Origin of the sequence: Edwardsiella sp. A.80236 (assembly GCF_044540725.1) — a bacterium.
In the GTDB taxonomy this organism is placed as follows: Bacteria; Pseudomonadota; Gammaproteobacteria; order Enterobacterales; family Enterobacteriaceae; genus Edwardsiella; species Edwardsiella tarda.
This window is the reverse complement of sequence record NZ_JBIUCY010000006.1, coordinates 65,905-87,310: the sequence shown is the minus strand read 5'-3', so window position 1 is coordinate 87,310 and position 21,406 is coordinate 65,905. Positions and strand designations below refer to the sequence as shown.

Annotated in this window: 21 protein-coding genes; 9 read left to right on the top strand and 12 right to left on the bottom strand. The window is 62.2% G+C overall.

Features of this window, described 5'->3' with window-relative positions:
* Nucleotides 1-78 precede the first annotated feature (78 nt).
* On the top strand, nucleotides 79-1,050 hold the full coding sequence (locus tag ACEQFP_RS07275; protein WP_370558335.1) for an arsenic resistance protein: 972 nt from the start codon (nucleotides 79-81) through the stop codon (nucleotides 1,048-1,050).
* A 64-nt stretch (nucleotides 1,051-1,114) separates the two neighbouring features.
* On the opposite strand, the gene dusC is transcribed toward ACEQFP_RS07275, so the two are convergent.
* The 7 genes from dusC to bioB all read right to left on the bottom strand — a co-directional run bounded on the left by dusC (nucleotide 1,115) and on the right by bioB (nucleotide 8,762).
* On the bottom strand, nucleotides 1,115-2,071 hold the full coding sequence (gene dusC / locus ACEQFP_RS07270; RefSeq protein ID WP_035600732.1) for a tRNA dihydrouridine(16) synthase DusC: 957 nt from the start codon (nucleotides 2,069-2,071) through the stop codon (nucleotides 1,115-1,117).
* 72 nt (nucleotides 2,072-2,143) lie between these two features.
* Entirely contained in the window at nucleotides 2,144-2,416 is a 273-nt protein-coding gene (locus ACEQFP_RS07265; RefSeq protein WP_035600729.1) for a VF530 family DNA-binding protein, read from the bottom strand.
* 75 nt (nucleotides 2,417-2,491) lie between these two features.
* On the bottom strand, nucleotides 2,492-4,510 hold the full coding sequence (gene uvrB, locus ACEQFP_RS07260) for an excinuclease ABC subunit UvrB (RefSeq protein WP_005294350.1): 2,019 nt from the start codon (nucleotides 4,508-4,510) through the stop codon (nucleotides 2,492-2,494).
* 562 nt (nucleotides 4,511-5,072) lie between these two features.
* Nucleotides 5,073-5,801, bottom strand: coding sequence for a dethiobiotin synthase (gene bioD, locus ACEQFP_RS07255; RefSeq protein ID WP_370547268.1), 729 nt, complete (start codon nucleotides 5,799-5,801; stop codon nucleotides 5,073-5,075).
* Nucleotides 5,794-6,564, bottom strand: a complete 771-nt coding sequence (gene bioC / locus ACEQFP_RS07250; RefSeq protein ID WP_035600723.1) for a malonyl-ACP O-methyltransferase BioC — start codon at nucleotides 6,562-6,564, stop codon at nucleotides 5,794-5,796. Before bioC ends, bioD begins: the two co-directional genes overlap by 8 nt.
* The gene (gene bioF / locus ACEQFP_RS07245) at nucleotides 6,548-7,699 is read right to left on the bottom strand and encodes an 8-amino-7-oxononanoate synthase (protein ID WP_370547267.1); all 1,152 of its coding nucleotides are present in this window, start codon (nucleotides 7,697-7,699) and stop codon (nucleotides 6,548-6,550) included. Before bioF ends, bioC begins: the two co-directional genes overlap by 17 nt.
* Before the next feature lies 1 nt (nucleotide 7,700).
* Nucleotides 7,701-8,762, bottom strand: coding sequence for a biotin synthase BioB (bioB, locus tag ACEQFP_RS07240; protein WP_370546459.1), 1,062 nt, complete (start codon nucleotides 8,760-8,762; stop codon nucleotides 7,701-7,703).
* Nucleotides 8,763-8,949: 187 nt separating this feature from the next.
* Here bioB and bioA point away from each other — a divergent pair, with 187 nt between their 5' ends.
* Together bioA and ACEQFP_RS07230 are read left to right on the top strand one after the other, a co-directional pair.
* Nucleotides 8,950-10,251: an adenosylmethionine--8-amino-7-oxononanoate transaminase gene (gene bioA, locus ACEQFP_RS07235; RefSeq protein ID WP_109579314.1), complete on the top strand. Its 1,302-nt coding sequence runs from the start codon at nucleotides 8,950-8,952 to the stop codon at nucleotides 10,249-10,251.
* A 139-nt stretch (nucleotides 10,252-10,390) separates the two neighbouring features.
* Entirely contained in the window at nucleotides 10,391-11,209 is an 819-nt protein-coding gene (locus ACEQFP_RS07230; RefSeq protein ID WP_005288832.1) for a pyridoxal phosphatase, read from the top strand.
* A gap of 41 nt (nucleotides 11,210-11,250) precedes the next feature.
* Here ACEQFP_RS07230 and modC read toward each other — a convergent pair whose 3' ends face one another.
* The 5 genes from modC to ACEQFP_RS07205 form a co-directional block, all read right to left on the bottom strand.
* On the bottom strand, nucleotides 11,251-12,309 hold the full coding sequence (gene modC / locus ACEQFP_RS07225) for a molybdenum ABC transporter ATP-binding protein ModC (RefSeq protein WP_370547266.1): 1,059 nt from the start codon (nucleotides 12,307-12,309) through the stop codon (nucleotides 11,251-11,253).
* Between the two features lies 1 nt (nucleotide 12,310).
* The gene (modB, locus tag ACEQFP_RS07220) at nucleotides 12,311-13,003 is read right to left on the bottom strand and encodes a molybdate ABC transporter permease subunit (RefSeq protein ID WP_005288837.1); all 693 of its coding nucleotides are present in this window, start codon (nucleotides 13,001-13,003) and stop codon (nucleotides 12,311-12,313) included.
* A gap of 9 nt (nucleotides 13,004-13,012) precedes the next feature.
* Nucleotides 13,013-13,780, bottom strand: a complete 768-nt coding sequence (gene modA / locus ACEQFP_RS07215; RefSeq protein WP_068870536.1) for a molybdate ABC transporter substrate-binding protein — start codon at nucleotides 13,778-13,780, stop codon at nucleotides 13,013-13,015.
* A gap of 110 nt (nucleotides 13,781-13,890) precedes the next feature.
* On the bottom strand, nucleotides 13,891-14,667 hold the full coding sequence (locus ACEQFP_RS07210; protein WP_005294334.1) for a YdcF family protein: 777 nt from the start codon (nucleotides 14,665-14,667) through the stop codon (nucleotides 13,891-13,893).
* 130 nt (nucleotides 14,668-14,797) lie between these two features.
* Nucleotides 14,798-14,941, bottom strand: a complete 144-nt coding sequence (locus ACEQFP_RS07205) for an AcrZ family multidrug efflux pump-associated protein (protein ID WP_005288848.1) — start codon at nucleotides 14,939-14,941, stop codon at nucleotides 14,798-14,800.
* Nucleotides 14,942-15,159: 218 nt separating this feature from the next.
* On the opposite strand from ACEQFP_RS07205, the gene modE reads away from it, so the two are divergent.
* From modE to galM, 6 genes are all read left to right on the top strand, one after another.
* Nucleotides 15,160-15,951: a molybdenum-dependent transcriptional regulator gene (gene modE, locus ACEQFP_RS07200; RefSeq protein ID WP_005288851.1), complete on the top strand. Its 792-nt coding sequence runs from the start codon at nucleotides 15,160-15,162 to the stop codon at nucleotides 15,949-15,951.
* A 143-nt stretch (nucleotides 15,952-16,094) separates the two neighbouring features.
* On the top strand, nucleotides 16,095-16,910 hold the full coding sequence (locus ACEQFP_RS07195; protein ID WP_035600643.1) for a CPBP family intramembrane glutamic endopeptidase: 816 nt from the start codon (nucleotides 16,095-16,097) through the stop codon (nucleotides 16,908-16,910).
* 205 nt (nucleotides 16,911-17,115) lie between these two features.
* Nucleotides 17,116-18,132 (top strand): UDP-glucose 4-epimerase GalE, encoded by a 1,017-nt coding sequence (gene galE, locus ACEQFP_RS07190; protein ID WP_005288857.1) that lies wholly within the window; start codon nucleotides 17,116-17,118, stop codon nucleotides 18,130-18,132.
* Between the two features lie 11 nt (nucleotides 18,133-18,143).
* Nucleotides 18,144-19,187 carry a galactose-1-phosphate uridylyltransferase gene (gene galT / locus ACEQFP_RS07185; protein WP_370547263.1) on the top strand — a complete coding sequence of 348 codons (1,044 nt, stop codon included), beginning with the start codon at nucleotides 18,144-18,146 and terminating at the stop codon, nucleotides 19,185-19,187.
* Between the two features lie 19 nt (nucleotides 19,188-19,206).
* On the top strand, nucleotides 19,207-20,364 hold the full coding sequence (gene galK, locus ACEQFP_RS07180; protein ID WP_068870530.1) for a galactokinase: 1,158 nt from the start codon (nucleotides 19,207-19,209) through the stop codon (nucleotides 20,362-20,364).
* Entirely contained in the window at nucleotides 20,358-21,404 is a 1,047-nt protein-coding gene (gene galM, locus ACEQFP_RS07175; protein ID WP_370547262.1) for a galactose-1-epimerase, read from the top strand. Before galK ends, galM begins: the two co-directional genes overlap by 7 nt.
* Nucleotides 21,405-21,406 lie beyond the last annotated feature (2 nt).

Genomic DNA, 21,406 nt, shown 5'->3' with positions numbered 1-21,406 from the left:
CACTCAGGCTGGGATTTTTAATTGGCCACATTAACGCTATGATACGCCGCCCTAAATCACTAACGGACTCGCTGCGCAATGTCCCTCAGCAGAGAATGGCTAGAACGCCGGCAGATCGCCCTCTATCTTGCCGCCATCCTATTGGCGATCCTGCAAGGCCTCACGCTACCGACCCACACCCCCTCTAGCCAGGCCATCTCCCTCGCCTTGGCATTGATGCTCTACGCGACCTTCTTGCCGTTACCGCTTGGAGAACTGGGGCGAGCATTGCGCCAGCCCCGCTTCCTGGCGGCGTTGCTACTGACCCAGTTTTTATTGATCCCACTGCTGCTTACCCTGCTACTCCCGCTGCTACCCGACCAACCGCTGCTACGCCTCGGTATCCTCCTGGTGCTCTTAACCCCCTGCATCGACTATGTGGTGCCCTTCGCGCAACTCGGACGCGCCGATGTGCGTCCACTCCTTGCCGCGACCCCTCTGCTGCTCATGCTGCAAATGGTGTTGCTGCCGCTCTACCTGCATCTGTTCCTCGGCGCGCAAGCCGCGCAACACATTCAGCCCACCCCGTTTATCACGGCATTCCTTCAGTTAGTCGTATTGCCACTGTGTCTGGCGGCGCTGACGCAAACCCTATGCCGTCGCAGTCGACGCGGGCAGGCCATCGCCCACGGCCTTGCGCTATTGCCGGTACCGAGTTGTGCATTGGTGTTATGGGTTGTCGTAGCGAGCACGCTCACGCACCTGGAGGCTGCGGCAGACGCCGCCCTACAGAGTATGCCAATTTATCTGTTGTTCGCCGCCGTCGCACCGCTGATCGGCTGGGGCATGGCGCGCCTCTGGCGTCTCGATGCCCCTCAAGGCCGCGCCATCGCCTTCAGCGCCGCCACGCGCAATTCGCTGGTGGTACTCCCGCTCGCGCTCGCCATACCGGGCGTGCTGCCGCTCCTACCGGCGGTGATCGTCAGCCAGACCCTGGTAGAATTGCTGAGTGAGTTGGTTTACATTCGCCTGATCGCCCGGCTGGGACGCCGGGCAGGCGTTGACGACTAACGGCAGAGGCGGCGCGAGTCGCCGCTCACCGAGTCATGGCGGGCCGCCGCCGAGCGAGAGGCGCTTACACCTGGCCCGACAGCGCGTCGATGTGCGCCGCGATCGCCGGTGTCGCCATCAGTGGCCGCACCTGACGAAACAGCGTCTCCGCCTCGGGATAGACCTTGCGCAGGTAGCTGAGCCACTGCTTAATGCGGGCGACATGATACAAACCGGTATCACCCTGCTTCTCCAGACGGACGTAACGCTGCAACAGCGCTACCACCTCCGGCCACGCCATCGGCGCGGCGTTATCCTTCACCACCCGACTCAGATTTGGGATATTCAACGCCCCACGCCCGATCATCACGGCGTCGCAGCCGGTCTGTGCCAGGCAGGCCTGAGCGCTGGCATAATCCCAGATCTCACCGTTGGCGATCACCGGGATGGTTAAGCGCTGGCGGATCTCCCCGATCGCCGCCCAGTCGATACGATCGGCGCGATAACCATCCTCCTTGGTACGCCCATGCACCACCAGCTCCGTCGCCCCCGCCTGCTGTGCCGCATCGGCGATCTCAAAACGCTGGCTGGCACTCTCCCAGCCCAGACGCACCTTGACCGTGACCGGCAGCGCCGCCGGTACGGCCTGACGCATCGCCAACACCCCGGCGTAGATCTGCGCGGGATCCTTCAGCAGCGTGGCACCGCCGCCGCTGCCATTGACCGCCTTCGAGGGGCAACCACAATTGAAGTCGACGCCGGGCGATCCCAGCGCGACCGCGCGCTGGGCATTCTCCGCCAGCCAGTGCGGTGACTGACCCAACAGTTGAATACGCACCGGGGTGCCGCTGCGGGTACGACTGTGACGATGCAACTCCGGACAGAGACGGTAGAACACCTTCTCCGGCAACAGACGATCCACCACCCGCACAAACTCGGTGATACACAGATCGTAGTCATTCACTTCGCTCAGCAGCTCGCGCACCAGGGCGTCAAGCACCCCTTCCATCGGCGCCAGCAGCACCCGTTTTACTTTCGGCATACCTTTCCCCTCGTGGATAGCGGCGCAGATAGTACTGAGTTCCTGTGCCGCCCGCAACGCGGGCGCGGCCCCTCACTCGTCGTCGCTACGTCGGCGCCAACCCTCCCACGGCGTCGAAGCGTCGGCCGCGTCATCCTGCAACGACGCCAGATAGAGCGCCTCCACCTTGGCGCGCGCCCAAGGGGTACGACGTAAAAACTTGAGGCTCGACTTGATGCTGGGATCGCTTAGGAAGCAATTGATGGCGATACGACGCCCCAATTCCGGCCAGCCATAACGCGCCACCAGCGCGGTGAGGAGAGCTTCGAGGGTGATCCCGTGCAGGGGATCGCGTGATGTGTGCATAGGGGTTATCCGCTTGGCATGAAAGGCGCCTACCCTAACGGCCTTATGGCCGCCGGGCAAGCAAAAGCGACGGCGTTATGGCGCCGTCTTGAACTGTTCGCGCAGCTGGTGAATTTCGTCACGTAACGCGGCAGCCTGTTCGAACTCCAGGTTCTGCGCATGCTGGTACATCTGGCTCTCCAGACGCTGGATCTGCTGTTCGAGCTGTTTGGCGGAGAGGCCGCTGTAGGCCCGCTGCGGCTCGGCGGCACGTTGCCCGCGCGTTCCCTTACCGCGCCCGCGCGTCGCGGCATCGCCCAGTTGTAGGATATCGGTCACCTTCTTGTTCAACGCCTGTGGGACGATGCCATGGGCCAGGTTAAACGCCTGCTGGCGCTCACGTCGCCGCTCCGTCTCGCCGATCGCCCGCGCCATCGACGGCGTAATGCTATCGCCATACAGGATCGCCTTACCGTTCAGGTTGCGCGCCGCGCGGCCGATAGTCTGGATCAGCGAGCGTTCGGAGCGCAGAAAGCCCTCCTTGTCGGCATCCAGGATCGCCACCAAGGAGACCTCCGGCATGTCCAAGCCTTCGCGCAGTAAGTTGATGCCCACCAGGGCGTCGAACTCGCCCAGACGCAGATCGCGGATGATCTCCATGCGCTCAACGGTATCGATATCGGAATGCAGGTAGCGCACCCGCACGCCATGCTCCTCCAGATACTCCGTCAGATCTTCCGCCATACGTTTGGTCAGAGTGGTCACCAAGACCCGCTCACCGATGGCGGCGCGCTGGTTGATCTCCGACAGCAGATCATCCACCTGGGTCGCCACCGGGCGCACCTCGATCTGCGGATCGAGCAGCCCCGTCGGCCGCACCACCTGGTCGATCACCTCGCCGCCCGATCTCTCCAGCTCGTAGTTGCCCGGCGTTGCCGAGACGTAGATCGTCTGCGGCGCCAACGCCTCGAACTCCTCGAAGCGCAGCGGGCGATTATCCAGCGCCGAGGGCAGACGGAAGCCATACTCGACCAGCGTCTCCTTGCGCGCCCGATCACCGCGGTACATGCCCCCGATCTGCGGAATGGTGACATGCGACTCGTCGATCACCAGCAAGCCGTCTGCCGGCAGGTAATCGAACAGCGTCGGCGGCGGCTCGCCCGGCCCACGCCCAGAGAGGTAACGTGAATAGTTCTCGATCCCCGAGCAGTATCCCAGCTCATTCATCATCTCCAGATCGAACTGGGTGCGTTGACTCAGACGCTGCTCTTCCAACAGCTTGTTGTTGGCCAACAACACCTGACGGCGCTGCGCCAACTCGCCCCGAATCTCCTCCATCGCCTGCAGGATACGTTCACGCGGAGTCACGTAATGGGTCTTCGGATAGACGGTGAAGCGTTGCACGGTACGCAGCAGTTGCCCGGTGAGCGGATCGAACAACGACAGACGTTCCACCTCCTCGTCGAACAACTCGACCCGCAACGCCTGATCCTCCGCCTCGGCGGGGAAAATATCGATCACCTCGCCGCGCACCCGAAAGGTGCCGCGCGCAAACGCCTGATCATTGCGGGTGTATTGCAGCTCCGAGAGACGACGCAGAATCGCGCGCTGATCGATCAGCATGCCCTGGGTCAGATGCAACATCATCTTCAGATAGAGATCGGGATCACCCAAGCCATAGATCGCCGAGACCGAGGCGACCACCACCACATCGCGCCGCTCCAGCAGCGCCTTGGTGGCCGAGAGTCGCATCTGCTCGATATGTTCGTTGACCGAGGCATCCTTCTCGATGAAGGTATCGGAGCTGGGGACGTAGGCTTCCGGCTGGTAATAGTCATAGTAGGAGACGAAATATTCGACCGCGTTGTCGGGAAAGAACTGCTTCATCTCACCATACAATTGGGCGGCCAGCGTCTTGTTGGGCGCCATCACCATGGTCGGTCGATTGAGATCGGCGATCACGTTGGCGATGGTGAAGGTCTTCCCCGAGCCGGTCACACCCAACAGCGTCTGATGCGCCAGTCCATCCTCCAACCCCGCCTCCAGGCGACGAATCGCCTCGGGCTGATCGCCGGAGGGCTGAAAGGCGGAATGCAGTTTGAAGGTCTTACTCATGGCTCGCTACCCCATAGCTTGTGCGGCGGCAGAATGCCGACGGAAGCGCCGCACCTCACCCGCCGAATCATCGCGTGAACCCATCATGTTACTGGATGGCCCCCCCGCTTAAAATAGCCAGCCACATCGCTGGTGCAAACATTCACATTTCACTCACAACTGTCACGCTAAAATGACATTTATCCCCATTCCGGCGTGGCGAGGGGGCATTCCCGCCCCCCTCGCGTTGTCAAGGGGGACGCCCCGGCAAAGACGAAAATCCCCCGCCACCTTGCTTTTGTTTAATTATTTGATATAAAAGGAAATCATTGCAAAGACGAGAATCCGAGCGGGTTAAGTGGAAGCCGCATAGATACTGGCTTTGCGTCGGTTTTCTAAACCTAATACACAAGGTTATCCACAGGAATAGTGGATAACTTCGCGCGCCCCGCAGGAGAGCGGCTGTGCGAGGCAGGCGATTTTTTTTCGCCTACCCGGGGTGATTGGTTTATTAAACGAATATATCGATTAAAAAATTACAAACAATCTAAATTAGAGTTATAAGGTGAGGTGCAACGCCACATTAGCGTTGCGTGCGAGCGAGGGAGAGACGTGCATCCCCGACGTCGAGCAGGGGCGTCAGATCCAAGTAGGCGGCACGCGCCTGGCTGTCCTGCGCCGGATCGAAGGGGATCTCCCCCAGACAGGGCGCCGGGAGTCCCTGTTTCAGGGTCGCCAAATACTCCGCATGGCGCCGACCGGGAGGCTGGATCTGATTGGCCACCCAAGCGACCAATGGTAAGCCGGCGGCCGCGATGGCTCGCGCGCTCAGCAAGGCGTGATTGATGCAGCCCAACTTCACCCCGACCACCAGGATCACCGGCAAGCGCTCCGCTACCACCCACTGATCGAAACCATAATCCCGACTCAGCGGCGTAAACCAGCCGCCCGCCCCTTCCACCACGACCCACTGCGCCCGATGCTGTAGGGCATGTAAACCGGTGCTGAGGCAACGCGGATCGATGTCCACACCCTGCGCCGCGCTGACAATATGGGGCGAGGTCGCTTCGGCGAAGGTATAAGGATTCACCTCCTGGTAACGCAGCGCCAGGCTTGAGGCGGCCTGCAAGGCGACGGCGTCGGCATTACGTAGCCCCTCCGGCCGCCACTCACTACCGGAGGCGACCGGCTTATAACCGGCGCAACGCAGGCCATGCCGCGCCGCCGCCTGCAGCAGCGCCGCGCTGACCACCGTCTTGCCCACATCGGTATCGGTGCCGGTAATAAACCAACTCTGAGTACGACTAGTCACGCGTCAATTCTCCTACCACTAGTTGATAACTCAACGCCACGCCCTGTGCTTCGCGTGGATAGCACTGCGCCAGACGCGCCAGATGCTGGCGTCCGTTCAATCCGCCGCTGCGCCCGGCATGCAGATGGGTGGCACCGATCCCTTTCAGCGAGCGCATCAGCGCCATGACATCGGGAAAGTGATAACGCAGCGTATGCATCGTCAGGCAGTGGCGATAGGGCGCGCAGGCCGCCGCGATCTGCTCATGGCGCAGAAAGCGGTTGACGTGTTGCCGACCATCCACCTGCCGCCAGGCGCTATCCAGCTCCTGTAACGAACCGGCGGCCAAGGTGGTAAACAGCACCCGCCCCCCAGGCCGCGTCACGCGCATCAATTCGCCCAGTGCCCGGGGCAACGAGGCGCACCACTGTATCGCCAGGTTACAGAAGCAGAGATCCACGCACTCATCGGCCAGCGGCAGATGCTCCATATCGGCCAATAGATAGTGCTGTGCGCTGTCCAAGCGCCGCGCCTGTGCCAACATTCCGGGTGCCAGATCGAGTGCGGTGACACGATAGTCGTAGGCCGTCAGACGCCGGCTAAAATAGCCGGTGCCACAGCCCACATCCAAGGCCGTCTGCCCCTCGGCACGCCCCTCCAGCAGGGCCAGTAGACGTTCGCCGCTGTGACGCTGAAACGCCGCCGATTCCTCATAGCCGTGAGCGGCGCGACTAAAGGCCGCCGCCACCGCCGGTTTATTCACCCACTCATGCGTCAGCGTCATCGAGCGCCTCCAGCAGGCGTTCGATATCCTGCGTCCGATGCGCCGCGCTCAAGGTGATACGCAGGCGAGCGCTGCCCGGCGGTACGGTCGGTGGACGCATGGCGCACACCCACAGGCCGCGCGCGCGTAAGCGTTGCGCCAGCGCCAGCGCCGCCTGGTTCTCCCCGACGATCAGCGGTTGAATGGCGCTATGGGAGTCCGCCAGACGCCAACGCCCACCAGCCAAGGCCTGGCGTAGCTGCGCCACGTGGCCCGCCAGCTGTGCCCGCGCCGAGTCAGCCTGGCGCACCACCTGTAGGGCGGCCCGGAGGGCGCAAGCCTGCGCCGGCGGCATGCTGGTGCTGTAGATGAGGTGACGGGCGAACTGCAACAGGTACTCCGCCAATGGCTCACTACACAACAGCGCCGCACCACTGATGCCGAAAGCCTTGCCGAAGGTGACAATCAGCAGATCGGGACGTATCCCTTGGGCGTCGCAACTTCCGCGCCCCTCGCGGCCACAGACCCCGACGCCATGCGCGTCGTCCACCATCAGCCAGGCCGCGTGGCGATCGCACAGGGTGCGCAGCGCAGCCAACGGCGCGCTATCGCCATCCATGCTGAAGATCCCCTCGGTCACCACTAAGCTCTCTCCCTCATGTGGAGTGGCGAGCAGCCGTGCCAGCGAATCGGGCTGGTTGTGTTGGAAGCGACGTAACGCACTCGGCGCCAACATGGCCGCCTCCATCAGTGAGGCGTGACTCAGTTTGTCCGCTAACACCCGATCCTGACGCTGCATCAACGCCAGGATCAGCGCCTGATTCGCGGCGAAGCCGGAGATGAACAGCAGCGCACGCGGATAACCGAGCCAATCGGCCAGCTCTGCCTCTAACGCCGCATGCGCCGTCGTTTGACCGGTGACATGGGCAGAGCCCCCGGAGCCGCTACCGTAGCGTGCCAGCCCCTGCTGCCAGGCGGCGATCGGCGCCGGATGCTGGCTCAGTCCCAAGTAGTCGTTAGCCGCAAAATTGAGATAACGCCGCCCATCGATGACGATCTCTCGCCCGCCCGATGCCTCGCGTACCGTACGCCGCCGATAGGCGTCGGCGGCCTGCCGCGCCGCCAATGCCTGTGAAAGCCGTGTCTGCCAGCCCATATCAGCGCGCCGCGTTATAGAACAGATCGCTATCGGCCTGCAGCACCTGTTCGGCCAGTTGTTGCTGCTGCTGATTGTCGCCATAAGCCACCTGAGTTTGCTGTGGATTTAGCCCCAGCTTACGGAACAGCTGCCGATCGCGATCCTCCGCCGGGTTGGGGGTGGTCAGCAAGCGGCAGCCATAGAAGATGGAGTTGGCGCCCGCCATAAAGCACAGCGCCTGAGTCTGCTCGTTCATCTGCTCACGCCCGGCCGAGAGACGCACATAAGAGGTCGGCATCATGATGCGCGCCGCGGCGATGGTGCGGATGAAGTCAAACGGCTCGACGTCGGGATTATCCGCTAGCGGGGTACCCGCCACCTTCACCAGCATGTTGATCGGTACGCTCTCCGGCGGCGTCGGCAGGTTGGCTAACTCCACCAACAAGGCGGCGCGATCGCGCACACTCTCCCCCAGTCCGACGATCCCGCCGGAACACACCTTGATCCCGGCGGCGCGTACGCGCGCTAAGGTATCCAGGCGATCCTGATAACGGCGTGTGGTGATGATATTGGCGTAGTACTCCGGCGAGGTGTCCAAGTTATGGTTGTAGTAATCCAGCCCCGCCTGTGCCAGACGTTGCGCTTGGCTAGCGCTCAACGCGCCCAGCGTCATGCAGGCCTCCATCCCCAACGCCTTGACGCCACGTACCATCTGCTCCAAGTAGGGCATGTCGCGCTCATGGGGATTCTTCCACGCCGCTCCCATGCAAAAACGGGTCGAGCCGGCGGCGCGCGCCTGGCGCGCCGACGTCAACACGTGCTCCACCTCCATCAACCTCTCGGCCTCCAGGCCGGTCTTGTAACGGGCGCTCTGCGGACAATATTTGCAGTCCTCCGGGCAGGCGCCGGTCTTGATGGACAGCAGGGTGCTCACCTGTACCTGACGCGGGTCAAAGTGTTGACGGTGGACTTGCTGTGCCTGAAACAACAGCTCTAATAGGGGGTGTTCGAACAACGCCTGCGCCTGCGCTAACGTCCAGCGCCCGGAATGCGGTCTCTCTGCCACGGCAGCCTCTCTCATCGGATAAGTCGATAACTCGTCGGCTCAGTGTAAGACGACAAAACACCATGTCAACCATATGGAATGCAAAATGGTTTACGAAAGTGGCTGCTGAGTTTACCTAATTACGGCACATGACATGACGAAGACGGCATGAAGCGTTACAATGTCAACTCTTATGAAGAAATGAAGGTTGACAAAATAAGTCATGGATCTCAGCGCACTCGACTTCGACCGCCGCCACATCTGGCACCCCTATACCTCGATGAGTCAACCGCTACCGGTCTACCCCGTCGTCGCGGCCAGCGGTTGCGAGCTCCAACTGGCGGATGGCCGCCGTCTGGTGGACGGGATGTCTTCCTGGTGGGCCGCCATCCATGGCTATAATCATCCTCATCTGAATCAGGCGCTGACCCAGCAGCTCACGCAGATGGCGCACGTCATGTTCGGCGGCATCACCCATCCGGCGGCGGTGGCGCTCTGCCAAAAGCTGGTGGCACTGACGCCAGCGGCGTTAGAATGCGTGTTTCTCGCCGACTCCGGTTCCGTCGCCGTCGAGGTGGCGTTAAAGATGGCGCTGCAATATTGGCAGGCGCGTGGCGAGCCGCGCCAACGCTTTCTCACCCTACGCCACGGCTACCATGGCGATACCTTCGGTGCCATGGCGGTGTGCGATCCGCATAACAGCATGCACAGCCTGTATCACGGCTACCTGCCGCAACACCTGTTCGCCCCGGCACCGCAATGCGCCTTCGGCGACGACTGGGATGAGGCGGATTTCGTCCCCTTCGCCCGCCTGCTGGCGGCCCACCACCAGGAGATCGCCGCCGTGATCCTCGAACCGCTGGTTCAGGGCGCCGGCGGCATGCGTTTCTATCACCCGCGCTACCTGCAACGCGTACGCCAGGCCTGTAGTCGCCACGGGGTATTGCTGATCGCCGATGAGATCGCCACCGGCTTTGGCCGTAGCGGCGCACTGTTCGCCTGCGATCACGCCACCATCACCCCCGATATTCTCTGTCTCGGTAAGGCCTTGACCGGCGGCTATCTGACGCTCTCCGCCACCCTCACCACCCGAGCCGTCGCCGACACCATCAGCGAGGGTGAAGCGGGCTGTTTTATGCATGGTCCAACCTTTATGGGCAACCCGCTGGCCTGCGCCGTCGCCTTGGCGAGCCTAGAGCTTATCGAACAGGGGCATTGGCGTACTCAGGTCGCCGCCATCGAGTCTCAGCTGCGTGCGGAGCTACTACCGCTCAATGCGCACCCCCGCGTACGCCAGGCGCGGGTGCTCGGCGCCATCGGCGTGGTGGAGACCCATCAACCGGTCAATATGGCCACGCTGCAAGCCTTCTTCGTCGAGCAGGGCGTTTGGATCCGGCCCTTCGGTCATCTGATTTACCTGATGCCGCCCTACCCGATCAGCGCAGCACAACTCACCCGGCTGTGTGAGGCGATAGCGGCGGCCTTGTCACATGATGCGCACTTTTTACCGCTCTCCGACACCTAAGGGGCGTTAGCCTAGCGCACGGTGATCAGGTCATCTCTGGAAGAGTGCTCGCACTCGCGATGGGGGGAATAACGGCTGTTGTCGACTGGGTATCCGGTGTAACATTCGGCGCAGAATTCATCGTTTTAAGGTATCCCTCATGCACTATCGCCTGATCGCCCTCGATCTCGACGGCACCCTGCTCAATGCCCGCAAACAGATCCTGCCGGAGTCACTGGCCGCGCTGGCCGAGGCTCGCGCCGCGGGTCTGGAGGTGATGATCGTCACCGGTCGCCACCATGTCGCCATCCACCCGTTTTATCGCGCGCTGGCGCTCGATACGCCCGCTATCTGCTGTAATGGCACCTATCTGTATGATTACTTGGGACAACGCGTATTAGCTGCCGATCCGCTGCGCGCCGATCAGGCGCAGGCGGTGCTGGATCGTCTCGAGGCACAGCAGATCCACGGATTGCTGTACGTCGATAATGCGATGCTCTACCAGCGGCCAACCGGCCATGTGCAGCGCTCCCACGCCTGGGCGGAATCCCTACCGGCCGATCAACGCCCAGTACTACAGCAGGTCGAGAGCCTGCGCGAGGCGGCACAGCACGCCGACGCCATCTGGAAGTTCGCCACCTCCGACGAGGACGGCGACCGCTTGCGGGACTTCGCCGCCGGCATCGAGCGCGATCTGGGATTGAGCTGTGAGTGGTCCTGGCACGATCAGGTGGATGTCGCCCAGGCGGGCAACAGCAAGGGACGCCGCCTGGCGGAGTACGCCGCCACACGAGGCATCACGCTAGATCAGGTGGTTGCCTTTGGAGATAATTTCAACGATATCAGCATGCTGGAATCTGTTGGCCTGGGCGTTGCCATGGGCAACAGCGATGAGGCGGTCAAGGCGCGCGCTCAGCGTGTCATCGGCAGTAACGAGACCCCGGCGATCGCCGATTTCCTGCGGCAGCACGTCCTGTAACACCTTCACGGGCACCGCCGAGGCGGCGCCCGCTTATATCCCTACTGATTGATCGACACGCTCTTGATCTGGGCGTATAGCTGTTGACCGGGTACCAACGCCAAATCGTCGCGAGCCCATGGGGTGATGCGCGCCCACAGCGTCTCGCCCGCTAACGCCAGCTTAACGTCGATCTGCCCCTCAACCTCCACCAACTCGACCACGCTAACCGCCAGGATGTTACGGATGCTGCTGGCACGCGGCACTTCACGCACCAGCGATACGTCCACCGCATCGATCCGTAGCCGGAAACGCTCACCCGGCTCGCCCGCCTGTCGCGCCACCCACAGACACTGATCGCCCAACGCCAACGCGCTCATGGCGTAGTGCGGATGATGGTGATCGAGGCGCACATTCAGCACGCTGCTCGGCGCCTCCTTTTGTAGCCAGGGACGCAAGGCGCTGCTGGCCCAGACCTCCTCCAAACGGCCAAAGGCACGCATCTGCCCCTGATCCAACAGCAAGACATGCTGCGCCAGCCGCAGGATCTCATCCATGCTATGGCTGACGTAGAGGATGGGGATGCGCACATCGCGCGCCAAACGCTCCAGGTAAGGCAGCAGTTCACGCTTACGCGGCAGATCGAGGGAGGCCAACGGCTCGTCCATCAGCAGCAACTCGGGGGCGGTCAACAGGGCGCGGCCGATGGCCACCCGTTGACGCTCGCCGCCGGAGAGGGTGCGCGGAAAGCGCTGTAACAAGGGGGCGATCCCCAGCAACTCAACGATGGCATCGAACTGGCTACGCATCGTCTCCGCCATGCCGTAGGTGAGATTGCCGCGCACCCGGTAGTGCGGAAATAGGCGCGCATCCTGGAAGACATAGCCGATGCGCCGCTGCTCTGGCGGTAGATAACGGCCCTGCTCGCAGTCCAGCAGCGTGCGGCCGTTGAGCACAATATGTCCCTGCTGCGGACGTGTCAGCCCGCCGATGGCGTTGATCAACGAGGTCTTCCCCGCGCCAGAGAGCCCGAAGATGGCGGTGATCCCCTCCCCCGGAAGATCGGCATTGACCTGCAGATCCAGATCGCCTAGGCGTTGACGAATATCGACATGCAGCATCTTAGGCGCCTCCCAGCCGTTTCTGGCTCCAACGCGCCAGCCACTCCGATAGCAACAGAGAGAGCAGCGATAACGCGATGGCGATGGCGCAGAGACGCGCGGCCTCTAACTCCGCCCCCGGTGTCTCGATCAGGGTATACATCGCCAACGGAATGGTTCGCGTCTCACCCGGAATATTGGAGACGAAGGTGATGGTGGCACCGAACTCGCCCAACGAGCGGGCAAAGGCCAGTACCGTTCCGGCCAAGATCCCGGGAAACGACAACGGCAAGGTGATGGTAAAGAACACGCGTAGTGGCGTGGCGCCCAGGGTACGTGCCGCCAATTCCAGACGCTGATCGACGGCAGACAGCGCCAGGCGAATGGCACGCACCATCAAGGGAAAGGCCACCACGGCCGAGGCCAGTGCGGCACCATGCCAACTGAAGCTGAAACTAAAGCCGAACCAGTGATACAGCCAAGCACCGATCACCCCTTTGCGCCCCATCGCCAATAACAACAGGTAGCCAATCACCACCGGCGGCAACACCAACGGCAAATGGATCACGCTATCCAGCAATGCCTTGCCAGGGAAACGGTAACGGACCAACACCCACGCGGTGAGGATGCCAATCGGCAGACTAAAGAACACCGCGGTGCCCGCCACTTGCAGGCTAAGCACCACGGCTTCCCATTCATAAGGACTCAGGAACATACTCACGGATTAACGCGGGGTAAAGCCGTAGCGGGTAAAAATGGTGGCTGCCTGCGGCCCCTTCAGATAGTCATAGAAAGCATCGACCGCTGGCGATTGTTTGCCCTTGACGATCGCCATCGGGTACTCCACCGGCTTGTGGCTATCCGCAGGGAATACACCGACCACCTTCACCTTCTTACTGGCCACGGCATCGGAACCGTACACGATCCCCAGCGGGGCCTCGCCACGCTCGACCAGCGCCAAGGCGGCACGCACGTCGTTAGCGCGCGCCATCAATGGCGACACGCTCTGCCAGGCACCCAACTTCTGCAACGACTCCTTGGCATAGATCCCCGCCGGCACATGGTCCGGATCACCGACGGCTAAGCGACCACCGTCCAACAGCTTCTTCCACGGGGTCTGTGCGTCGATGGTGATCTGACCCAGCTTGCTATCGGCCGGTGCCACCAGCACCAACTGGTTGCCCAGCAAGGTGTAACGGGTGTTCGCCACCATCGCCTGCTTATCGATGGCATAATCCATCCACTTCTGATCGGCAGAGATGAACAGATCGGCCGGCGCCCCTTGATCGATCTGGCGCGCCAGCGTCGAGGAGGAGGCGAACGAGGTCACGATGCTGACATCCTTACCCTGCTGATACTGCGCGGCGATCTCCTGCAGCGCATTGGTCAACGAGGCGGCGGCGAATACCGTCACCTTCTCTGCGGCCTGGGCCCCCTGACATACCCCGGCAGCCAGCACGGCTCCCGCCACTAACTTATTCCACACTTTCATCGCCTCTCCCCGTTGCATACAGTGATATCGTTATGTAGTGGATTATATGGCGCGAATCCATGCAATGACACTGAAAAAAATCATAAATATGACGCCGTTGGCATTTGTCCCTATGCCGGACGGAAGCCATAGCGCTCGCCGAGCATCGACGCCAGGCGCTGAAAGGCGGCCTCAACCTCATCGGGCAGATCGACGTGAGCGATAAAGTCACGCCCGCGTGGCCCATACCCCTGAGCATCGTCACGCAGACGAGGGATCTCGCCCAACAACAGCGACATGAAGCGCGCGACGGGCCACAATGTCCCCGGAGCGCCAGCGATACACCATTGCCCCGCACGGCACACTAACTGTGGAACAAAGGTCGGCCAGCTGGCAAAGGATACCGCCGGCTGATCCTGCCAGACACGCTGAAAGGTCGCTAGGGTACGGCGTTGCATCAACGGATCCTGCACCAACAGAATGCGCGACGGCATTTCCCCCTGCGCCTGCAACAGTGCGCGACTAAAGCGCGCATTCTCGCCACAGTTCGTCGACGCCTTCTCCAGCCAGATGCGACAGCCATCGATGCCCGCCTCACTCAACGCTAACTCGGCCAACAGCTCGGCCTCCGCACGCCCGGCACACACAAGCGTCGCCCCCACGGGATCGGCAGCCAACGCCTGGTATAACAAGGGGGTAGAGTGACCAATGCCACCGGCGATCAGCAGCTGCGGCGCCACACCGGCGCGTAGCGCGGCGAAGCTGGCGCGAGCGGTCGGCAACAGGGCATTGCCCAGCAAGATCAGCAGATCGGCACTCTCCGGCGGCGGCATCTGCCCGGCGAACTCATCACAGGCGAGGAAACGGGCGATCAGGTTAATGTCATGCACTTGTGCGGTGGAAAACACGGCGGCCTCCATGGCGAAAGGTGAGATTGCAGATGCAGATAGCACATCGCCCGGCAGTACCGGGCGATGTGAGGGGGCGGCAGACCAGGTCTCACCGCCACGGCGCCGCGCGCTACGCGACGCACATTAATTAGGACTCTTTCTCTTCGGGATGACCCCACGCGGAGATCAGGTTACAGAGCTCACCCATTCCCCAGATCAGTCCCAAAATCACCGCCATCACCACCGGCACCATGATGGCGGCGACGACCAAACTCTTCAGCAATTCAAACATAGCTGACTTCACTCTCCGTTGATATGCGCGCTGCGCTAACCCTACCCTACGCCGCCGACGCAACGGCGGCGCTGTCCTCGTCGGATGACAGGCTCCTAATCGATAGTGTAACTCAGCCATCACCGTTTCGCATTGTTCAATCCGTGCGATAGTCCCGGTTTGCCTGTCGACGGTCAGATCGGCCACAATAGCGTAAGCAATCACGCCGAGGAGCCGCCATGCAAGCCGATATCTTACTCACTCTCAAACTTCAGGATCGTCTATTCGCCGATCCGCGCCGCATCGAGCTGCTCAAACAGGTGCGCCACACCGGCTCCATCAGCCAGGGAGCCAAACTGGCCGGGATCAGCTATAAGAGTGCCTGGGATGCCATCAACGAGATGAATCAACTGGCCGATGAAGAGATCGTCGCCCGCGCCACCGGTGGTAAGGGCGGCGGCGGCGCACGCCTGACTCGCTATGGCGAGCGCCTGATCGCCCTGTACGATCTCCTGGGACAAATCCAACAGAAGGCCTTCGACGTGTTGAAGAGCGACGAGCTACCGCTCGATAGCCTGTTAGCCGCCATCGCCCGTTTCTCACTGCAAACCAGCGCGCGTAACCAATTTTTCGCCACCGTCATCGAGCGGGACGATGAGGCGGTGCAGCAACACCTACTGCTGCGCCTGGCGGACGGTAAGACCCAGTTACGCGCCGCCGTCACCGCCCAGAGCGCCCAACGCCTGGCGTTACATCCGGGTAAAGAGGTGTTGGTGCTGATCAAGGCGCCCTGGATCCGTCTGAGCACCGATCCCGCCCTGAGTGGTGCCGCCGACAATGCCCTGAGCGGGCGCGTCAGCCATATTCAAGCCGGTAGCGATAACAGCGAAGTGCTGCTGACCCTGCCCAGCGGTGAAACCCTGTGTGCCACCGTCGATAATCGCACCATGAGTCAGCTCCAACTGAGCCTAGGGATGTCCGTCAACGCCCTGTTCAACGCCGATCGGGTCATCGTCGCAACCCTAGCCTAACGCCGCGCGGGCGGCGCGGCTCCCCCGCGTCGTTCTCGTCAACGCGCCTCCCCTTGACCTCCATTATGTTACCGTTAGGTTAATAATGATGTGCTAACATCGTATCCCTTTAGATAGCAGCACGATCATTCCAAGGAGGAAACATGTGGGAGATTTTACTCCTGCCAGCCCTGTTGTTGGCCTGGGCGCCGCGCGCCGCCTTTCTGAGCGCCGCCGTCGCTGTCGCACTGCTCGCATACCAAGGGCTGATCGCCCCGTTGGCGGTCGCGCTGCTGGCGTTGATGGCACTGGTTCTCTATCTGCGAGGCCGTCTGACACTGAGCACGCCCTGGCGTGCCCTCAGCGAAATCGGGCTCGTGGCCGCCATTCTGACACTCTATCTACACCACTTTCCCGGCTTCCATAACCCGCTGCTGCTGGATAAGGTGCGTGTCGGCGCGCACAGCGCCCCCTTTACCCTGTACGCTAATCTCGACAAGGCATTGGCACCGCTACTGCTGCTGGCGCTGTATCCCACCCTGCTGCGCCGCCCCGACGCCCCGCGTGTCCCGGCCTGGCGCTATGGCGCCTTGCTGCTTAGCCTGCCTGCCCTACTGCTGCTGGCGGTCGCCCTGGGAGGCCTACGCATCGAGCCCCACTGGCCCCACTGGCTCCTGACCTTTTCCCTCCTCAACCTGCTGTTCGTCTCGCTGCCAGAAGAGGCGCTGTTTCGCGGCTACTTGCAACAGCGTCTGAGCGCCTGGTTTGGCCCCTGGGTCGCCCTGCTACTCGCCGCCCTGCTCTTCGGCCTGCTGCATCTAGCCGGTGGCCCGTTACTCGTCCTCTTCGCCACCCTCGCCGGGGGAATTTATGGCCTGGCGTGGCAATGGAGTGGGCGATTATGGGTGGCGGTACTGTTTCATTTTGCGTTGAATATGTTGCACCTGCTGTTCTTCACCTACCCACTCTACCGCCCCTAGCGCGCACATTAGTGTAAACGATACCACTCACACCGCTACTGACGCGGCACTCTCCGGCTAAAGTAGAACGGTTGCCGCGATAGTTAAAGGGGTGAGTGGATATCAGCCATTGTGTAAACGATTCCATTTTTACCACCTAGATCACCTTTTCACCTGCTGGTGCGTGTTACCTTTTTAACCATCAGAGTCGCACTGGGAGTTCATCATGATTGTATTAGTCACCGGGGGAAGCGGTTACATTGGCAGCCATACCTGTCTCCAACTGCTCCAGGCGGGCCATACACCGGTCATCGTCGATAATCTCTGCAACAGCAAAGTCAGCGTGCTAGATCGTATCGCCGCACTCGGCGGCACACGTCCCGTGTTATATCAGGGAGATGTTCGCGACCGAGCCCTGCTCACGCGCATCTTCGCCGAGCACGCCATCGACGCGGTGATCCACTTCGCCGGTCTGAAGGCGGTCGGCGAGTCGGTGCAACGCCCCTTGGCCTATTACGACAATAATGTCGGTGGAACGCTGGTACTGCTGGAGGTGATGCAGCAGGCGGGAGTGCATAACATCATTTTCAGCTCCTCGGCCACCGTCTATGGCGACCAACCGCAGGTGCCCTATGTCGAAGCGATGCCAACAGGGATGCCCTCCAGCCCCTATGGCCGCAGCAAGCTGATGGTCGAACAGATACTGCAAGATCTACAGCACGCCTCGCCGGCATGGAGCGTGACACTGCTGCGCTACTTCAATCCGGTCGGCGCACATCCCTCCGGTACCATGGGCGAGGATCCTCAGGGTATCCCCAACAACCTGATGCCCTATATCTCGCAGGTAGCCATCGGCCGCCGCGACTCACTGGCCATCTTCGGTAATGACTACCCGACGCCTGACGGTACCGGGGTGCGCGATTACATCCATGTGATGGATCTGGCCGACGGCCACCTGGCCGCGTTACAGGCCAAGTGTCATCAGCCAGGGGTACACATCTATAACCTCGGCGCGGGCGTCGGTTACAGCGTGTTACAGGTGGTCGACGCCTTCAGCCAGGCCTGTGGCAAAGCGGTTCCCTACCATTTCGCCCCTCGTCGCGCCGGCGATCTGCCCGCCTACTGGGCCGACGCCGCCAAGGCTGAGCGTGAGCTAGGTTGGCGCGTTCATCACTCCCTGGCGCAGATGGCCGAAGATACCTGGCGCTGGCAATCCCGTAACCCGAATGGCTACCCACAATAAGGAGTGTGGCGATGACGACGACCTTTAACCCGGTGGATCATCCCCACCGCCGCTACAATCCGCTCAACGATCAGTGGGTGCTGGTATCCCCCCATCGCGCTAAGCGCCCCTGGCAGGGCGCGCAGGAGACCCCCGCCAGCACACAGCTGCCGGCACACGATCCCGACTGCTATCTGTGCCCGGGCAATCTGCGTGTCACCGGCGATCGCAACCCGGACTACCGCACGACCCATGTCTTCACCAACGACTTCGCCGCATTGATGCCGGACACGCCAGATGCGCCGTCCAGCGACGACGTGCTGATGCGTAGCGCTAGCGCCCGTGGGACGAGCCGAGTGATCTGCTTCTCTCCCGATCACAGTAAGACGCTGCCCCAGCTCTCATTAGCGGCGTTAGAGGCGGTGATCGCCACCTGGCAGAGCCAGAGCGCCGAGCTGGGCCGCCGCTATCCTTGGGTTCAGGTATTCGAGAACAAGGGGGCGGCGATGGGCTGCTCCAATCCGCATCCTCATGGCCAGATCTGGGCCAACAGCTTCCTCCCCAACGAGGCGGCACGCGAGGATCGCCTGCAGCGAGACTACTTCCTCCGTCACCATCGCCCGCTGCTGCTCGACTACGTACAGCGAGAGTTAGCCGACGGCAGCCGCACGGTGGTGGAGACCGCGCACTGGCTGGCGGTCGTGCCCTACTGGGCCGCCTGGCCGTTTGAAACGCTCTTACTGCCGAAACAGCCGTTACGACGCCTGCCCGAGATCGATGCAGCACAGCGTAGCGATCTGGCCGTAGCCATAAAAAAACTGACCAGCCGTTACGATAACCTGTTCCACTGCGCCTTCCCCTATTCGATGGGCTGGCACGGCGCCCCCTTCGATCAGGTCGATACCGATCACTGGCTGCTACATGCCCATTTCTACCCACCCTTGCTGCGTTCCGCCACGGTGCGCAAGTTCATGGTCGGCTACGAGATGCTGGCGGAAACCCAACGCGATCTGACCCCGGAGCAAGCGACCGAACGCCTGCGCGCCGTCAGTGACATTCACTTTAGCGAAGCCTAACGCCCGAGAGGATACAACCATGCACCTCCATGATCTGACTCGCCTGACCCGTGAGATCTTTACCCGTGAATTTGGCTACGCGCCGACCTGCTGCGTCCAGGCGCCGGGACGCGTCAACCTGATCGGTGAGCACACCGACTATAACGATGGCTTCGTCCTCCCTTGCGCCATCGACTACCAGACCGTCATCAGCTGCGCGGCGCGTCCCGACCGCCAGGTGCGCGTCATCGCCGCCGACTACGCCAATCAGCAGGATAGCTTCAGCCTCGATGCGCCGATCGTCGCCCACGACAGCATGATGTGGAGTAACTATGTGCGTGGGGTGATCAAGCATCTCCAGCAACGTTGTGACACCATCGGCGGCGTCGACATGGTGATCAGCGGCAACGTACCGCAAGGGGCGGGACTCAGCTCTTCCGCCGCCTTGGAGGTCGCCGTCGGCCAAGCGCTCCAGGCCCTGTATCAGTTGCCGCTGGATGGCGTTGCACTGGCCCTCAATGGCCAGGAGGCGGAGAACCGTTTCGTCGGCTGTAACTGCGGCATCATGGATCAACTGATCTCCGCCCTCGGTCAGGCACAGCACGCGCTGCTGATCGATTGCCGTTCGCTGGCGACCCAGGCGGTGCCCTTGCCCGCAGAGGCGGCGGTGGTGATCATCAACTCCAACGTCAAACGTGGCCTGGTCGATAGCGAGTACAACACTCGCCGCCAACAGTGTGAAGAGGCGGCGCGCTTCTTCGCCGTCCCGGCATTACGCGACGTGACCCCGGAGCGCTTCGCCGCCGAGGCGCATGCCCTGCCCGCACTCACCGCCCGGCGCGCCCGCCACGTCATCAGTGAAAATGCGCGGACCGTAGCGGCCGCCGAGGCGCTCGCTGCCGGCGATCTGGGTCGGATGGGGGAATTGATGGCCGCCTCACATGCCTCGATGCGCGATGACTTCGCCATCACCGTGCCACCCATCGACACACTGGTCGAGATCGTCAAGGGCGTCATCGGCGATCGAGGCGGGGTCCGTATGACCGGCGGGGGATTCGGCGGCTGTATCGTCGCCCTCATGCCACACGCGCTCGTCGAGGCGGTGCGCAGCGCGGTCGCGCGCGACTACCCGGCGCGCACCGGCCTACACGAAAGCTTCTACGTCTGTCAGCCATCGGCGGGAGCCAGCGTATGTTAAGTGACAACCTCGAACGGGCGCCGGACGGCGATCCCTTTCAATTTACCGCCCTGCATAACGCTCGCGGCACTACCCTGCTGTTGATGGACTGGGGGGCCAGTTGGCTCTCCTGCCGCCTGGCGCTCGGCGGCGGCCAGGCGCGCGAGGTATTACTCGGTTGCCGACGCGCCAGCCAGTATCCCGAACAACAGGCCTTCCTCGGTGCGACCATCGGTCGCTATGCTAACCGCATCGCCAACGCGGCCTACCTCGACCACGGGCGGCGCGTCGCCCTGCTCCCGAGCCAAGGCGTCAATCAGCTGCATGGCGGGCCCGAGGGGTTTGACAAGCGCCGCTGGCAACGCATTGCCCACGACGCCCATTCGGTCACCTACCGCCTGCACTCGCCCGACGGTGATCAGGGCTATCCCGGTAACCTGACGGTGGAGACACGTTATACGCTGGATGACGAGGATCGGGTGACGATCGACTGGCAGGCCCGCGTCGATCGCCCCTGCCCGGTCGGCCTGACCAACCACGCCTACTTTAATCTTGGCGGCGATGGCCAAGCGGATGCCCTCATGCAGCAGTTGCAGTTAAATGCCGACGAGTATTTGCCGGTGGATGAGCAGGGGATCCCCTGCGCGCCCTTACGCACGGTCGCGGGCAGTGGCATGGATTTCCGCCAGAGCAAAACGCTGCGCGGCGACCTGCTACGCGACGTCGATCAGCGCCGCGTCAAGGGGTACGACCACGCGTTCCTGCTACAACCCCGTTGTCGCGATGGCGCCTACCCCGCCGCCACGCTCCGCGCGGATGATGGCCGGGTCAGCCTCCAGGTTTACACCAATGCACCGGCCTTGCAGCTCTACAGCGGCAACTACCTCGCCGGGACGCCCGACCGACAGGGGGGCCACTACGCCGACTATGCCGGGGTGGCGTTGGAATGCGCCTTTCTCCCCGATAGCCCGAATCATCCCGAATGGCCTCAACCCCGCTGCCTGCTGCAACCCGGCGAAACCTACCACGCCTTCGCACAGTATCACTTCCATGTCGCGTGATG

Coding starts and splice junctions, on each gene's coding strand:
- ACEQFP_RS07275 (WP_370558335.1), top strand. CDS start 79: ATGTCCCTCAGCAGAGAATGGCTAGAACGCCGGCAGATCGCCCTCTAT.
- dusC (WP_035600732.1), bottom strand. CDS start 2,071: ATGCCGAAAGTAAAACGGGTGCTGCTGGCGCCGATGGAAGGGGTGCTT.
- ACEQFP_RS07265 (WP_035600729.1), bottom strand. CDS start 2,416: ATGCACACATCACGCGATCCCCTGCACGGGATCACCCTCGAAGCTCTC.
- uvrB (WP_005294350.1), bottom strand. CDS start 4,510: ATGAGTAAGACCTTCAAACTGCATTCCGCCTTTCAGCCCTCCGGCGAT.
- bioC (WP_035600723.1), bottom strand. CDS start 6,564: ATGACGCTGACGCATGAGTGGGTGAATAAACCGGCGGTGGCGGCGGCC.
- bioF (WP_370547267.1), bottom strand. CDS start 7,699: ATGGGCTGGCAGACACGGCTTTCACAGGCATTGGCGGCGCGGCAGGCC.
- bioB (WP_370546459.1), bottom strand. CDS start 8,762: ATGAGAGAGGCTGCCGTGGCAGAGAGACCGCATTCCGGGCGCTGGACG.
- bioA (WP_109579314.1), top strand. CDS start 8,950: ATGGATCTCAGCGCACTCGACTTCGACCGCCGCCACATCTGGCACCCC.
- ACEQFP_RS07230 (WP_005288832.1), top strand. CDS start 10,391: ATGCACTATCGCCTGATCGCCCTCGATCTCGACGGCACCCTGCTCAAT.
- modC (WP_370547266.1), bottom strand. CDS start 12,309: ATGCTGCATGTCGATATTCGTCAACGCCTAGGCGATCTGGATCTGCAG.
- modB (WP_005288837.1), bottom strand. CDS start 13,003: ATGTTCCTGAGTCCTTATGAATGGGAAGCCGTGGTGCTTAGCCTGCAA.
- modA (WP_068870536.1), bottom strand. CDS start 13,780: ATGAAAGTGTGGAATAAGTTAGTGGCGGGAGCCGTGCTGGCTGCCGGG.
- ACEQFP_RS07205 (WP_005288848.1), bottom strand. CDS start 14,941: ATGTTTGAATTGCTGAAGAGTTTGGTCGTCGCCGCCATCATGGTGCCG.
- modE (WP_005288851.1), top strand. CDS start 15,160: ATGCAAGCCGATATCTTACTCACTCTCAAACTTCAGGATCGTCTATTC.
- ACEQFP_RS07195 (WP_035600643.1), top strand. CDS start 16,095: ATGTGGGAGATTTTACTCCTGCCAGCCCTGTTGTTGGCCTGGGCGCCG.
- galE (WP_005288857.1), top strand. CDS start 17,116: ATGATTGTATTAGTCACCGGGGGAAGCGGTTACATTGGCAGCCATACC.
- galT (WP_370547263.1), top strand. CDS start 18,144: ATGACGACGACCTTTAACCCGGTGGATCATCCCCACCGCCGCTACAAT.
- galK (WP_068870530.1), top strand. CDS start 19,207: ATGCACCTCCATGATCTGACTCGCCTGACCCGTGAGATCTTTACCCGT.
- galM (WP_370547262.1), top strand. CDS start 20,358: ATGTTAAGTGACAACCTCGAACGGGCGCCGGACGGCGATCCCTTTCAA.